Here is a 13,759-nt window from a genome sequence, read left to right as displayed (position 1 = left end):
CACCTCCGGGTGCACCAGTACTGACAGCCGCGAAGGGTACAGCTAATCTGACGGATAGTCAGCTACTGGGTTCGCGGGAAGGTGACACGCATGGACGAGGACGGCGAGGACGTACGCGGTGACCTGCGGTGGGGCACCGTCGCGGGACTGGTCCGGTCGGCGGCGCAGCGGTACGCCGGGCGCGAGGCCGTCGTCGACGGCCGCGTCCGCATCGACTACGCGCAGCTCGGCGACCGCGTCGAGCGCGCCGCGGCGGCCTGTCTCGCCGCCGGGGTGGAACCGGGCGACCGGGTCGCCGTCTGGGCCCCCAACAGCCTCGAGTGGATCGTCTCCGCGCTCGGCGCGGTCTCGGCCGGAGCGGTGCTCGTCCCGCTCAACACCCGCTTCAAGGGCGCGGAGGCGGCGTACGTCCTCGGCCGCAGCCGGGCCCGGCTGCTCTTCGTCACCGGCACCTTCCTCGGCACCTCCTACGTCGCCTCCCTGCGCCGGGCCGCGTCCGAGGGCCCCGGGAGCGGGCCGCTGCCCGGCCTCCCGCACCTGGAGCAGGTCGTCGTCCTCGCCGACGACGCCCCCGAGTCCTTCCGCACGTGGAAGGAGTTCCTCGCGGGCGGGGACGGCGTACCGGCCGGGGCCGTCCGCGAGCGCGCCGACTCCGTCCGTCCCGACTCCCCCTCCGACATCGTCTTCACCTCCGGAACCACGGGCAGCCCCAAGGGGGCGGTGATCACCCATGCGCAGACGCTGCGCTGCTACGACGTGTGGAGCGAGCTCGCCGGACTGCGCGAGGGCGACCGCTACCTGATCGTGAACCCCTTCTTCCACACCTTCGGCTACAAGGCCGGGATCATCGCCTGCCTGATGCGCGGGGCCACGATGGTCCCGCAGCCGGTCTTCGACGTGGACACCGTCCTCGCGAACATCGCCGCCGAACGGATCTCCGTCCTCCCCGGCCCGCCCACCCTCCACCAGTCCCTCCTGGACCACCCGCAACGCCGCCACCACGACCTGTCGGCCCTGCGCCTGGTCGTCACGGGCGCGGCCGTGGTCCCGCTCCGGCTGGTCGAGCGGCTGCGCGGCGAGCTGGGCATCGCCACCGTCCTGACCGCGTACGGCCTCTCGGAGGCCAGCGGCATCGTCACCATGTGCCGCAGGGGCGATCCGGCGGAGGTCGTCTCCGCGACCTCGGGCCGGGCCATCCCCGGCACGGAGATCGCGATCCTGGACCCGGACGGGCGGCCCCTGCCCGCGGGCCGGGCCGGGGAGATCGCCGTCCGCGGCTACCACGTCATGCAGGGCTACTTCGAGGACCCCGAGGAGACCGCGGGGGCGATCAGAGCCGGCGGATGGCTGCACACGGGCGACGTGGGCTTCACCGACGAGGACGGCAACCTGCGCATCACCGACCGGATCAAGGACATGTTCATCGTCGGCGGCTTCAACGCCTACCCGGCGGAGATCGAGCAACTCCTCGGCCTGCACCCGGACATCGCCGACGTCGCGGTGGTCGGCATCCCCGACCCCCGGCTGGGCGAGGTCGGCAAGGCCTACGCCGTCCGCCGCCCCGGCTCCACGCTCACGGCCGACGACCTGATCGCCTGGTCCCGCCGGGAGATGGCCAACTACAAGGTCCCGCGGGCGGTGGAGTTCGTCACGGAGCTGCCGCGCAACGCGAGCGGGAAGATCCTCAAGCGGACCCTGCGCGCCCGCTGACGCCCGCCGGCCGGCCGGACCGCACGTCCGCCCGCCGGCCGGCACCCGGGCCCGGTCCGCCCGCCGCGGGGCCTCAGGAGCGGCGGGCCAGGACCAGGCGCCAGCGCGGGGTGCCGTCCGGCCGGCGGCCGAAGTGGGGGATCGGGACCGTCTCCACCGCGAAGCCGGCCGACCGGAGGTCCCGGCGCACCCCGCCGAGCGGGAAGGTGCGGTAGTACATGACGAACGGCGGGCGCCACACCGCGTTGCGCAGCCGCATCGCCGCGTCGAAGCCGGTCACCGCCCACCACACGGGGGAGCCCGGCGGGAGCGGGGCGCCGATCGGGAAGGCGAAGACCCCGCCGTCGCGCAGCGCCGCGTGGACGCCGGAGAAGAGCGCGGGCCGCTCCGACGGGAGGAAGTGGCCGAACGCGCCGAAGCTGACCGCCAGGTCGTAGCCGCCCGTGAGCTCGGGCGGGAGGTCCCGGGCGTCGGCCCGGACCAGCTCCACGCGGTCGTCGCCGGCGTGGGCGCGTCCGGCCTCGGCGAGCATGCCCGCGCTCAGGTCCACTCCGGTGATCCGGTCGCGGCACAGCCGGCGCAGCATGCCCATGCCGGCGCCGGTGCCGCAGCACACGTCCAGGCCGGCCCCGAAGGTGCCCTCGCTCTGCGCGAGGGTCTCCTCGACGGCGTCGAGCATCCGGTCCGGGGTGCGGAAGGGGGTGTGGTCGAACTTCGGCGCGAGGAGGTCGTAGCCCCGCTCGACGGAGGAGAGGCCCTGCACTGCCAGTTCGCGGACGCTCGGCCCGTGGGAGGAGAACACCTCACCAGCCTAGGGCTTCCCGCCGGTCGAGCCACGGACTCCCGGGCTCAGGGGCTCCCGAACTCCGGACTCCCGGGCTCCGGGCACACGTGTGCGGCGGTCGCGGTGGCTCCCCCTCCGGGCCACCACGACCGCCGTTCCCCCGTTGTTCCCCCGTGTTTCCCCCGGTGGATCCTCCGAGCCCCCCCGTGGCTCCCCCGTGGATCCCCCCCCGTAGGTCGTGCCGGTGTTACGGACGCGGGCCGGACGCGTGGTTGTCCAGCGTCTGGATCTCCTCGCCCGCGGCCTTCTCGTCGACGGGCTTGATCTCGATGCCCGAAGCGTGGTTGTCCAGGGTCTCGACGTCGGTGCCCGAGGCGTGGTTGTCGAGCGGCTTCACGGTGCCGTCGGTCGGCAGGATGTTCTCGTTCGTCGTCATCGGTTCTCCTGATGGATGGGTGGGACCCGTTCGGCGATTCCCCCGATGACCGCCGAACGGGTGTCCTCCAAACGGCCCGGATGTCCCCCGACGCACCGGGTCGATGCACCTATCGTGCCGTTCGGCGATAAACGAACGATGAACGCGCCGTTCATCGGGCGTCGGCGCAGGTCAGGCGGCGATCTCCGTGGCCAGGAGGTTCTGCACGTCGGCCAGTTCGGCCGAGTCGAGCTGTGTGAAGACGGTCTCCGCGTCCCGCCAGCACGCCCGCGCCCGGTCCGTCTGGCCCAGCCTGCGCAGGGCCTTGCCGAGCACCGTCAGCACGGTCGCCCGCCGCCACTCCCCGCCGATGCCGCGCAGCGCGATGGCCTGCTCGGCGTGCGCGGCCGCGAGCGTGGGCCGGCGGGCGGCCAGGTGGGCCTCGGCCAGCCGGAAGTGGGTCACGCCCTCCCACAGCGGCTGGCGGTTCTCGTGGAACAGCGACAGGGCCTCGGCGAGCTCCGACAGGGCCTCGGCGAGCCGGCCGGCCTGGGTGAGGGCGATGCCGAGCGCGTAGCGGCCGTTGGCCAGGCGCAGGGACAGGCCCATCCGGTCGTAGATGGCGATGCCCTGCTGGGCGAGGTCTATGGCACTGGAGAGGTGGCCCAGCTCCACGTGGATGCGCGAGAGGTTGCACAGGGCGCTCGCCTCGCCGACGTGGTTGCCGTCGGCGCGGAAGCCCTCGATGGCCTCCCGCAGGTAGCGCTCGCCGTCCGCGTACCGCGCCTGGTAGAGGGCGATGATCCCGCGGTCGTTGGGCGCCCAGCAGCTGGGCAGCGGGTCGCCGGCCTCGCGGGCGAGCGCGGTGGCCTCCCGGGCCTCGTCGTCGGCCTCGGTGAAGCGGCCCGCGACCAGGTGGACGTTGGTGAGGGTGGTGCGGGCGCGGCCCTCGGCGTACGGGTCCTTCGCCGCCTGGGCGGCGTCGCGCAGGGCGACCGCCGCCGACTCGTACTGCTTGGAGTTGGCGCCCGACTCGGCCAGGTCCTTGGCGGCCCACAGCAGGTCCACGGCCCGGCGCAGCACCGGGCTCGGGGAATCGCCGCCGCGTACGGAGGCCTGCCGTACGCAGGCCAGCAGCGGGTCGGCCTCGGCGTACAGCCAGTCCAGGGCGGCGCGCGGCTCGGCGAAGACCAGGCCGGGGTAGTGGGTGTCGGACAGGTGCGCGGGGAGCCGGTCGCCGGGGCGTTCCAGGGCGTACACCCCGGAGGCGGTGGACAGGTAGAAGTCGAGCAGGCGGTCCAGGGCCGCCTCGCGGCTGCTCGGCGGCTGTTCGTCGCGCTCCGCGCACGCACGCGCGTAGAGGCGTACGAGGTCGTGGAAGCGGTAGCGGCCGGGAGCGGCGGATTCCAGGAGGGAGCAGTCGACTAAAGCCTCGAGGAGGTCCTCGGTGTCGTACTCGGGCAGGTCGAGGACGGCGGCCGCCGCGGACAGCGAGACGTCGGGGCCGTCGGCGAGCCCGAGGAGGCGGAACGCGCGCTGCTGGGCGGGCTCCAGCTGGCCGTAGCCGAGCTCGAAGGTGGCCTTGACGGCGAGGTCTCCGGTCTGGAGCTCGTCGAGGCGGCGGCGTTCGTCGGCGAGCTTGGCGGCGAGGACGGAGACGGTCCAGGTGCGGCGGGAGGCGAGCCGGGAGGCGGCGATGCGGATGGCGAGCGGCAGGAACCCGCAGGCGCCGACGACGGCGAGGGCGGCCTGCCGTTCGGCGCGCACGCGTTCCTCGCCGACGATCCGGGTGAAGAGCTGGAGGGCCTCGTCGGGGCTCATCACGTCGAGGTCCACGAGGTGCGCCCCGGCGAGTCCGGCCATGCGGACGCGGCTGGTGACCAGGGCGGCGCAGCCGGCGGTGCCGGGCAGCAGCGGGCGGACCTGGGCGGCGTCGCGGGCGTTGTCGAGGAGGACCAGGACGCGGCGGCCGTCGAGGGTGGAGCGGTAGAGCGCGGCCCGGTCGGCGGGGGAGTCGGGGATGGCGGTGTCGGGGGTGCCGAGGGCGCGCAGGAAGGAGCCGAGGACGGCCTCCGGCTCGGCGGGGCGGGCCTCGGTGCCCTGGAGGTCGACGTAGAGCTGGCCGTCGGGGAAGTGGGGGCGGGCTGCGTGGGCGACGTGGACGGCGAGGGTGGTCTTGCCGACGCCGCCGATGCCGGCGAGCGCGGAGACGGCCATGACCTGGTCCTGCGCGCCGCCGGACAGGATGGCGCCGAGCTCGGCGACGAAGCTGGAGCGTCCGGTGAAGTCGGGTACGGTCGCGGGCAATTGGGCGGGCCTCACAGGGGCGGTCGCGGCGGCCGGGGCCGGGTCCTCCGCGCGGGCGAGGTCGGCGTCGGCGTTCAGGATGCGCTGTTGCAGTGCGGACAGTTCGGGGCGCGGGTCCACGCCGAGCTCGTCGGCGAGGAGGCGCCGGGTGTCGGCGTAGACGGCGAGGGCCTCGGCCTGCCGGCCGCTGCGGTAGAGGGCGAGCATGAGCAGCTCGCGGAGGCGTTCGCGCAGCGGGTGGGCGGCGGTGAGGGCGGTCAGTTCGGACACGGCCTCGGCGTGGTGGCCGACCTCCAGGTCGAGGTCGAGGCGGGTCTCCAGCAGCTGGAGGCGCCATTCGGCGAGCCGGGTGCGCTCGGTCTCGGCGTGCGGGCCGGGCACTCCGGCGAGCGGCTCGCCCTCCCACAGGTCCAGGGCGCGGGAGAGCAGGGTCCGGGCCAGGGTGCGGTCCCCGGCGGCGCGGGCGCCCTCGGCGTCCGCGGCGAGGCCGCGGGCGACGCCGAGGTCGAGGGTGGCCGCGGAGCGCAGCCGGATGGCGTAGCCGCCGGACTCGGTGACGAGGAGGCCGGGGCTGACCACCTTGCGCAGCCGGGAGGCGTACGTGCGGATGGTGGCGAGGGCCTGCTGTGGCGGGTCCTCGCCCCAGATGGCGTCGATGAGTTCGGGTGCGGTGGCGGTGCGGCCGTCGCGCAGGAGGAGTACGGCGAGCAGGGCGCGCTGCTGGGGCGTGCCGGAGGGGAGGGCCTCGGTGCCGCGCCAGGCGCGGACGGGGCCGAGCACCGCGAACCGGGACTCGCCGCCGCCGGGGCCGTCGTCCCCGGCGGGGGCGGTGGGTCCCACGGGTTCCGTGTCGGTTCCGGTTCGGCTTCCGGTTGAGGTGGCGGGTTTCGCGCCGGGTGCCGCGGCGGGGTGGAGGGGGGCCGCGGCGGTGGCCGCGGGACCGGCTTCGGGTGCGGCGGAAGCCGCGCGGGCCTCGGGGTGGGTCCGCGGGTGCGGGATGGCCGGTACGCCGTCCATCTGTCGTCCCCCTGCCTTCCGTCGGTGTAAGGGTCAGTCTGCCCTGTCTCGCGCGTACACGTCAGCCCGTCCCTGACCGATCACAGGCCAACTAGCTGACGGTTCGTCAGATCAGCGCTACGGTATGGGACATGGAGACCTTCCCGAAGATCATCTCGGTGGACGACCACACGGTGGAGCCCTCCCATGTCTGGCGGGACCGGCTCCCGTCCCGGTACCGCGACACCGGACCGCGCGTCGTCCGCGCCCCCCTGAAGGAAATGACCTTCCTGGGAGGCAGGTTCGCCCCCGTCATGGGAGCGCCCGGAGACGACGGCCCGATCGGCGACTGGTGGGTGTACGAGGACCTGCACCGGCCGCTCACCCGCCTCGACACCGCGGTGGGGTACGCCCGCGACGAGATCAAACTGGAAGTCATCACCTACGAGCAGATGCGCCCGGGGTCCTTCTCGGTTCCCGACCGGCTCGCGGACATGGACGTCAACCACGTCCAGTCCGCCCTCTGCTTCCCGACCTTCCCCCGCTTCTGCGGCCAGACCTTCACCGAGGCCCAGGACCGCGAGCTCGGGCTGCTGTGCGTGCGCGCCTACAACGACTGGATGGTGGAGGAGTGGTGCGGCCCGGACGCGGCCGGCCGCCTGATCCCCCTCACCCTGATCCCGCTCTGGGACGCCCGGCTGGCCGCGGCCGAGGTCCGCCGCAACGCGGCGCGCGGCGTGCGCGCGGTCGCCTTCTCGGAGATACCCCCGCACCTGGGGCTGCCCTCCGTCCACACCGACGACTGGGACCCCTTCTTCCAGGCCTGCGACGAGACCGGCACGGTCATCGCCATGCACATCGGGTCCTCCTCGCGCATGCCGTCCACCTCCGCGGACGCCCCGCCCGCGGTGGGCTCCACCATCACCTTCGCCAACTGCTGCTTCTCGATGGTCGACTGGCTGATGAGCGGCAAGTTCGAGCGCTTCCCCGGCCTGAAGATCATGTATGCGGAGGGGCAGATCGGCTGGATCCCGTACATCCTCGAACGCGCGAACGTGGTCTGGGAGGAGAACCGGGCCTGGGGCGGGGTCGCCGACAAGGTCACCCGCCCGCCCTCGGAGCTCTTCGCCGAGCACGTCTTCGGCTGCTTCTTCGACGACGCCTTCGGGCTGCGCAACCTCGACGCGATCGGCGCGGGCAACGTCCTCTACGAGACGGACTACCCGCACTCGGACTCCACCTGGCCGAAGTCCCGGGAGGTCGGCGAGGCCCAGATGGGCCACCTGGCGCCGGACGTGGTGGACCGCATCGTGCGCGGCAACGCCATCGACCTCCTCGGCCTCACCCCGGACGGACTCTGGGCCGGCCCCGGCTCCCCGGCCTGACCCGTACGCCGTCGCGGCCGGCCCGCCGGGTCACGGCCGCCGGGTCGGGTCCGGCCCCGTCGCGGGCCGGGTCACGCCCCGTCGGGCCGCGGCCGCAGGCCGGCCACGAGCAGCAGCGCCACCGCCCCGCCCGCGACCGTCACGGTCGCCAGCACCGCCCGTACGTCGACGAGGGCCATCAGCCCGGCGCCGAACGCCAGCGCCAGCGCGTTCGGGACGTACACCAGGGTGTTGGCCGTGGCGGCCGCGCGGCCCAGCGAGGACTCGGGGACCTCGCGCTGCACGGCCGTCAGCACGGCGATCAGCACGCACGGCAGGCCGAACCCGATCAGCGTGCTGCCCGCGAGCCCGGCCGCGTCGTACGGCAGCGCCCTGGCGCCCACGCCCACCGCGAACAGCGCCGCCCCGGCCGCCGTGAACACCGCCACCGGCATCCGCCGCAGGAGCGCCCCCGCCACCAGGCCGCTGAGGACGGAGCCGGCCCCCTGCACCGCGTACAGCACCCCGACCCAGGCGGGCGGGCGCCCCAGCACGTCGTCGGCGACCGCGTACACCGAGGCGCCGTTCAGCCCCGCGAGGAACATCACCGCGGCCCCGGCGGCCACCAGCGGGCGCAGGGCGGGGGAGGCCCACAGCCGCCGGGCGCCCTCCAGGACCCCGGCGAAGCCCCCGGAGCCGTGGCCGGTCTCCCCGGCCCCACCGGTCTCCCCGGCCCCACCTGCCCGCTCCGGCCGGTCGTCCCCGGGGATCCGCAGCACCGCGAATACGCCCGCTGCCAGGACGAACGTCACCGCGTCCAGCAGCGCCACCGGAGCCCCGCCGAACCGGGCGAACAGGGCCGCGCCCGCCAGCGGCGCCAGCAGCTTCATGCCCTCGGAGGCCGTGAGCCGCAGCCCGTTGAAGTCGCCGAGCAGCCCGGCGCCCACGACCCGCGGGACCAGGGCCGCCTCCGCCGCGTCCTGGAGCACGCCGCAGGTCCCGTAGACGAGCAGGACGACGAAGAGCAGCCACACCCGTTCCGCCGAGTCGACCAGGAGCAGCAGCGGAAGGAGCGCGGCCGTCACCAGGCTCCCGGCGACGAGCACGAGCCGCCGCGGCAGTCGGTCGGCGAGCGCGCCCAGGGCGGGGCCGGCCAGGAGCGGCGCCCACAGGGCGAAGACCGTCAGCGCGGCGAGGGAGTCCGAGCCGGTGAGGGACTTCACCCAGACGCCCGAGACCAGCCACATCGCGCTGGTGCCGAAGCCGGAGACCACCACCCCGAGGAGGTAGAGCCCCGCGTTGCGGTCCCGCAGGACCCGTCCCGTGCCCCAGGTCTCCCGGGCGATCCGTGTACGCATGCCGTCAGCGTGGTCCCTAAGGCGGGCCCGGCGGATCGGGCGATCGCCCTACGCGCGCCGGGCCCGCCGGGGTGCGGCTACTTCGGGGCGACCCAGACCTGTCGCTTGTTCGTGTTGGCCGTGTGGAGCTGGACGACCGTGCCGTTGGCGGTCGCGCCGCCCTTCACGTCCAGGACCTTGCCCGACGCCACGTGGACGATCTGCCCCTTGGCGTTGACCGACCAGCGCTGCGCGGGCGTGCCGTTGCAGTCGTGGAGGGTGATCCGGTTGCCGTCGGCGGTGGCGTTGCGCGCGTTGTCCAGGCACTTGCCGAAGGCGCGGAACGTGCCGTCCCCGCCCAGGATCCATGACTGGGCGGCACTGCCGTTGCACGTGTAGAGCTGGATCTGCGTGCCGTTGGCGGCCTTGCCGCCCTTGACGTCCAGGCACTTGCCGCCGAGCCCGCCGACCCGTCCCTGCGGGGGCAGCACGGCTCCGGCGCCCGCCGCGAGGACGCGCAGGCCCTGCACGTCGTACTGCTGGACGTAGGTGCCCGCCCGCTTGTCCTGGTAGGCGTACGTCGGCGAGCACATCACCGGGAACTGGCCGGAGTCGGTGCCCTTCACGCAGTCGCTCTTGGTCAGGCTGCGGTTGGCGTGGGCGAGGCCCAGGGTGTGCCCGATCTCGTGGCTGACGTGGTTGCGCATGTACGTCTCGCCCATGGCGGCCGTCGGCTTGCCGGCCGCGGTGAAGAACGAGTCGTCGATGTAGGCGTGGCCGCTGGTGACCGTGGAGGGCACGGAGGAGCTGGTGAAGCCGCAGCTCAGGTTCGCGGTGCCGGAGCCGTCGCGGACGACCTTCCAGCCCTTGCTGCCCATGGTGCCGCCCTCGGCCGGGGGTACGCACGGACGGTGCAGGACGCCCAGGACGACCTCGCCCTTGGGCCGGACGTACTCCCAGCCGACCGGCCTGGTGTCGACGGTCACCGGGAGGTTCGTGATGCGGCGCAGGTCGGCGGCGGTGGCCTGGACGTACGGGCCCAGCCAGTCCGCCGACTTCCGGTCGTAGAACTTGATCGTGTAACCGGTCGCGAGCCACTGGGTGGACCCGCTCAGCTTCCATCCCTCGCCCTGGGGCGGTGCGGGTGCGTCGGCGCCGGCGGCCGGGGCCGCGGCGGCCCCGGCCGACCGAGCGGCGGGCCGGGCGGCCGCGCGGTCGTCGAGTGACATGACCCCGCCCCGGAAGACCGTGCCGTCGCTGCCGTGGACGGTGGAGTCCTCGGCGTGCGTGTCGGGGGCCTCGGCGGTGGGCGGCGCGGTGTCCGCGGCGCCGGCCGTCGTCGCGGAGGCCGTGGCGGCGGCCGGGGTGGTTCCGGTGTCCTCGGTGCCGAAGGCGGTGGCGGAGAGCGTCAGGCTCCCCACGGCGGCGGCCACGGCCGCTGCGGCGACGACGGATATCCGGTGCTTGCCTGTGAATCGCAAGTTCTCGTCGACCTCTCGTCGGGATTCGCTTCCCCCGCGCCGGGTAGAGGTGGGGCGGCGGGAATCGAGGCGATGATAGGTCAATCGGCCAAACACCTTTTCGGGTGGCCGAGTTGCCGTGTCCGTAGGGGTGCCGGTGCGTCCGGGACGGCCCCCGGGGGCGGTCTCCACTGCCTTGCACCCGCCCCTGCGGTCAAGGCATGCTTCGCCAGGGCACAGCGGAAGGATCATCATGCCGGTGGACAAGCGGACCGTCGTGACGGCGGTGCTGTGTGCTGCGGCGGCCCTCGGGGCCTCCGCCGCGGTGGCGGAGCTGGCTCCGCCGCCCGAGGCGAGCGCCCCGGTCCGGGCCAAGGCCGCCCAGCCGTCGACCTCCTCCCCGGCGTCCCCGCGGGCCCAGGAGGCCAGGCCCCAGCTCTCCGCCGCGCCCGGGAGCACGCTGCCGCCCGCCGTCACGCCGCCGCCCGGCGGGCCCGCCGCCTTCACCGGGGCCCTGTTCACCGACGGCCTGGACAGCGACCACTTCTGCACCGCCACGGTCGTGCAGAGCCCCGGCCGGAACCTGATCGTCACCGCCGGGCACTGCCTGATGGACGGGGACCAGAGCGACGGCACGGCCGTGTTCGCCCCCGCCTACGCCAACGGGGTCGCCCCGTACGGCACGTGGAGGATCCAGCAGGTCTACGAGGACGACCGCTGGGCCGAGGGCACCGACGACGACTTCGACCTCGCCTTCGCCCGGCTCGCCCCCGACGACCGGGGCCGGGCCGTCGAGGACGTGACCGGGGCGGCCGTCCTCGACACCACCGGCCGGGCCGGCGAGGAGGTCACCGTCACCGGCTACCCCGCCGACCGCAAGGTCCCCCGTACCTGCACGGCGGTCGCGGTCCGCGAGAGTGCGACCCAGCAGCGCTTCGACTGCGCCGACTTCCCCGGCGGGACCAGCGGGAGCGCGTGGATCGCCCGCGACGGGAAGATCATCGGCGTCCTCACGGGCGGCGACACCGACGACGTCTCGACCAGCACCGTCCTGGGCGACTACGCGGCCTCCCTCTTCGCGAAGGCCACGGCCGGGGCGAAGGCGGCGTCCCCCGCCGGACGCTAGGGCGCGCTCACGCTCAGGCCAGCAGGCCCAGGTGGACCGGCTCCGCGGGGGTGTTCGCCAGGAGGTCCGGGAGGCGCGGCGGCCACAGCGGTTCGCCGAGGGTGGCCAGACGGTCCGCCGGGAGCCACTGCCAGTGGATGTCCGGAGCCTCCAGGACCGGTTCCCGGTGGGGGCCGGTGGTGACGTAGATGTGCTCGTGCTGGCGGACCGGTATCCCCTGGTGGGTGAAGTCGTGCTCCCAGGTGCACAGCAGCCGGCCGGGCTCCAGGTCGGTCCAGCCGGTCTCCTCGCGCAGCTCGCGCCGCACGCAGTCCTCCGGGCTCTCGCCGGGATCGATGCCGCCGCCCGGTGGCAGCCAGTGGATCCCCACCTCCACGTTGTTCTCGCGGAAGAGGAACACCGACCCGGTGGGGGACAGGATGACAACGCGCGCCGCGTGACGTGGAGTTCGCATCATCGGTTCAGCGTACGCCCGTGATCGCTCCCGGGGGACGGTCTTGCGGCACCTCCCTCACCTGCCGTTTCACCCTCCGCGCCGGGCCCTCGGCCGGCCGGGGGCGGGGGCGGGGCGCGGGCGGGGCCGGGTCGAACGCGGGGCCGGTGGTCGTACCCGTGGTCGCCCCGGCGGCCCGTGTCCGCCTCCCGGGGTCCGTGTCCGCCTCCCGGGGGCGGTCGGGGCGCGCGCGACGCGGGCACCCGGGCTGCGAACGTCTCCTGCTGTACGGTCGATTGGATGAGCCAGCACCGTCGGGACCGATCCCGCATCTCCCGTGCGACCCGTGCGACGCGCCCGGGGCGTCGCGCGGCGCTCGCGGCCATCCTCGGACTGATGACCTGCGCGGCAGGCTGGGCGTGCGTGGCCCAGGACCCGGGCAGAACGGCGGGCGCGGCGCAGCAGGTCCGCGCCGACTCCCGCCCGGCGGCCGCCGGGCGGGCCGCGCGCGACACCCCCCGGTCGGTCATGCAGGGCCTGACGGGCATCAGCGAGCAGACCCGGGCCCGGATCCCGGCGGAGTCCCGCCAGCTCGTGCTGGTCACGGGCAAGGGGGTGGACTCGTCGGAGGCGACCGCCGCCCTGTACACCCGGCCGGCGGCCGGGGCCGACTGGACCAAGGTCCAGAGCTGGCCGGCGCGCAACGGGGCGAAGGGCTGGTCCCTCGAGCGCACGTACGGGGACCTGACCTCGCCGGTCGGCGTCTTCGCGCTGACGGACGCGGGCGGCCTGCTGTCGAAGCCGCCGGGCACCAGGCTCCCGTACGACGAGGACGACGGCTTCGTGGCGACGGGTCGCGGGGTGAACGGGGAGTCCCTGGAGGGCTCCTTCGACTACGTCGTGGCCATCGACTTCAACCGCCGCCCCGGCAACTCCCCGCTGGACCCGGTCAAGCCGGAGGGCGAGGAGAAGGGCGGCAACATCTGGCTGCACGTGGACCACGACGGGCCCTCGCAGGGCTGCGTCGGCATCCCGAAGGACGGCATGCGCACGCTCCTGCAGTTCCTCGACCCGTCGGCGAAGCCGGTCATCGCCATGGGCCCGGAAGGCTTCTGACCCTCAGTCGCCGAGGTCCAGCACGCGCACCGGTTCGCCCTCCCAGCGCTTCGGGAAGGTCGTGGCGACGACCGCGCCGTCGGGCCGCTCGGGTGTGGGCTGTGCCGCGTACCGGCTGTGTGCAGCGGCCCAGGTGTCCTGCCCGGCGACGGCCAGGGCGGCGGGCAGGTCCAGGTCCAGGATGGTGATGCCCGGCAGGGCGGCCAGATGCTCCGCCGTGCCGGGCCGGACCCGGTCCGCCTCGACCAGTGCGCAGGTGGGCGCGTAGAGGAACCAGCCGGCCTCGGCATGCGCCCGGTGGATCAGCCGCGAGGCGAGGACGTTGCCCTGGCCTGCGGCCAGCATGGCCGTCTCGTCCAGGACGATGTGCGTTTCCGTCACCGGTTCCTCGCCTCCGCCAGGCGCCGGTCGAGTTCGCAGTCGAGATCACGCTGCTCGGCCGGGGTCGGGTCGTAGCCCGTCCAGGCGTTCAGTGCCGCGCGGGCCCGCTCCGCCCGCTCGGCGCGCTCGGCCGGGGTGAGCAGGGTCTCGGCGAGCCGCGCCAGGTAGGCGCGCAGCGACAGCCCTTCGGCCGCGGCTATGGCGGCGAGTCTGTCCTTGGCTTCTTCGGGGATGCGGATGTTCGCGTCGGCCATGAGGGTGCTCCTTCCCATGAGAAAGAGGGTACGGGTACGCACCCGTACCCGCAACGGCGTGCGTCCTGCGCGATCG

General features: G+C 74.4%; 12 protein-coding genes. 4 read left to right on the top strand and 8 right to left on the bottom strand.

Annotated features, from left to right (window positions below; genetic code table 11):
* Nucleotides 1-90: 90 nt before the first annotated feature.
* Nucleotides 91-1,710, top strand: coding sequence for a FadD3 family acyl-CoA ligase (locus ACPU2J_RS14835; RefSeq protein ID WP_389069372.1), 1,620 nt, complete (start codon nucleotides 91-93; stop codon nucleotides 1,708-1,710).
* A gap of 73 nt (nucleotides 1,711-1,783) precedes the next feature.
* On the opposite strand, the gene ACPU2J_RS14830 is transcribed toward ACPU2J_RS14835, so the two are convergent.
* From ACPU2J_RS14830 to ACPU2J_RS14820, 3 genes are all read right to left on the bottom strand, one after another.
* Nucleotides 1,784-2,512 carry a class I SAM-dependent methyltransferase gene (locus tag ACPU2J_RS14830; protein ID WP_420080490.1) on the bottom strand — a complete coding sequence of 243 codons (729 nt, stop codon included), beginning with the start codon at nucleotides 2,510-2,512 and terminating at the stop codon, nucleotides 1,784-1,786.
* A 229-nt stretch (nucleotides 2,513-2,741) separates the two neighbouring features.
* A complete protein-coding gene (locus ACPU2J_RS14825) occupies nucleotides 2,742-2,930 on the bottom strand; it encodes a hypothetical protein (protein ID WP_365495912.1) in 189 nt (62 codons plus the stop codon).
* 171 nt (nucleotides 2,931-3,101) lie between these two features.
* Nucleotides 3,102-6,233, bottom strand: coding sequence for a BTAD domain-containing putative transcriptional regulator (locus tag ACPU2J_RS14820; RefSeq protein WP_423833428.1), 3,132 nt, complete (start codon nucleotides 6,231-6,233; stop codon nucleotides 3,102-3,104).
* A 131-nt stretch (nucleotides 6,234-6,364) separates the two neighbouring features.
* On the opposite strand from ACPU2J_RS14820, the gene ACPU2J_RS14815 reads away from it, so the two are divergent.
* Nucleotides 6,365-7,597: an amidohydrolase family protein gene (locus tag ACPU2J_RS14815; RefSeq protein WP_420080492.1), complete on the top strand. Its 1,233-nt coding sequence runs from the start codon at nucleotides 6,365-6,367 to the stop codon at nucleotides 7,595-7,597.
* Between the two features lie 71 nt (nucleotides 7,598-7,668).
* Here ACPU2J_RS14815 and ACPU2J_RS14810 read toward each other — a convergent pair whose 3' ends face one another.
* Together ACPU2J_RS14810 and ACPU2J_RS14805 are read right to left on the bottom strand one after the other, a co-directional pair.
* Entirely contained in the window at nucleotides 7,669-8,934 is a 1,266-nt protein-coding gene (locus tag ACPU2J_RS14810) for an MFS transporter (protein WP_423833427.1), read from the bottom strand.
* A gap of 77 nt (nucleotides 8,935-9,011) precedes the next feature.
* Nucleotides 9,012-10,394, bottom strand: a complete 1,383-nt coding sequence (locus tag ACPU2J_RS14805) for a ricin-type beta-trefoil lectin domain protein (protein ID WP_423833426.1) — start codon at nucleotides 10,392-10,394, stop codon at nucleotides 9,012-9,014.
* 238 nt (nucleotides 10,395-10,632) lie between these two features.
* On the opposite strand from ACPU2J_RS14805, the gene ACPU2J_RS14800 reads away from it, so the two are divergent.
* Entirely contained in the window at nucleotides 10,633-11,499 is an 867-nt protein-coding gene (locus tag ACPU2J_RS14800; protein WP_423833425.1) for a trypsin-like serine peptidase, read from the top strand.
* Nucleotides 11,500-11,512: 13 nt separating this feature from the next.
* Here the strand turns inward: ACPU2J_RS14800 and ACPU2J_RS14795 are convergent, their stop codons facing one another.
* Nucleotides 11,513-11,956 (bottom strand): NUDIX hydrolase, encoded by a 444-nt coding sequence (locus tag ACPU2J_RS14795; protein WP_361602239.1) that lies wholly within the window; start codon nucleotides 11,954-11,956, stop codon nucleotides 11,513-11,515.
* Between the two features lie 372 nt (nucleotides 11,957-12,328).
* On the opposite strand from ACPU2J_RS14795, the gene ACPU2J_RS14790 reads away from it, so the two are divergent.
* Entirely contained in the window at nucleotides 12,329-13,048 is a 720-nt protein-coding gene (locus tag ACPU2J_RS14790; protein ID WP_399820228.1) for a hypothetical protein, read from the top strand.
* Nucleotides 13,049-13,051: 3 nt separating this feature from the next.
* Here ACPU2J_RS14790 and ACPU2J_RS14785 read toward each other — a convergent pair whose 3' ends face one another.
* Nucleotides 13,052-13,393 carry a hypothetical protein gene (locus ACPU2J_RS14785; protein WP_420082414.1) on the bottom strand — a complete coding sequence of 114 codons (342 nt, stop codon included), beginning with the start codon at nucleotides 13,391-13,393 and terminating at the stop codon, nucleotides 13,052-13,054.
* A 32-nt stretch (nucleotides 13,394-13,425) separates the two neighbouring features.
* Nucleotides 13,426-13,683: a hypothetical protein gene (locus ACPU2J_RS14780; protein ID WP_420082415.1), complete on the bottom strand. Its 258-nt coding sequence runs from the start codon at nucleotides 13,681-13,683 to the stop codon at nucleotides 13,426-13,428.
* Nucleotides 13,684-13,759 lie beyond the last annotated feature (76 nt).

The sequence above is a fragment of the Streptomyces manipurensis genome, from assembly GCF_049570255.1.
Taxonomy (GTDB): Bacteria; Actinomycetota; Actinomycetes; order Streptomycetales; family Streptomycetaceae; genus Streptomyces; species Streptomyces manipurensis.
Note: the sequence above shows the minus strand (reverse complement) of the source record. Positions and strands in the feature narration are given on the sequence as shown.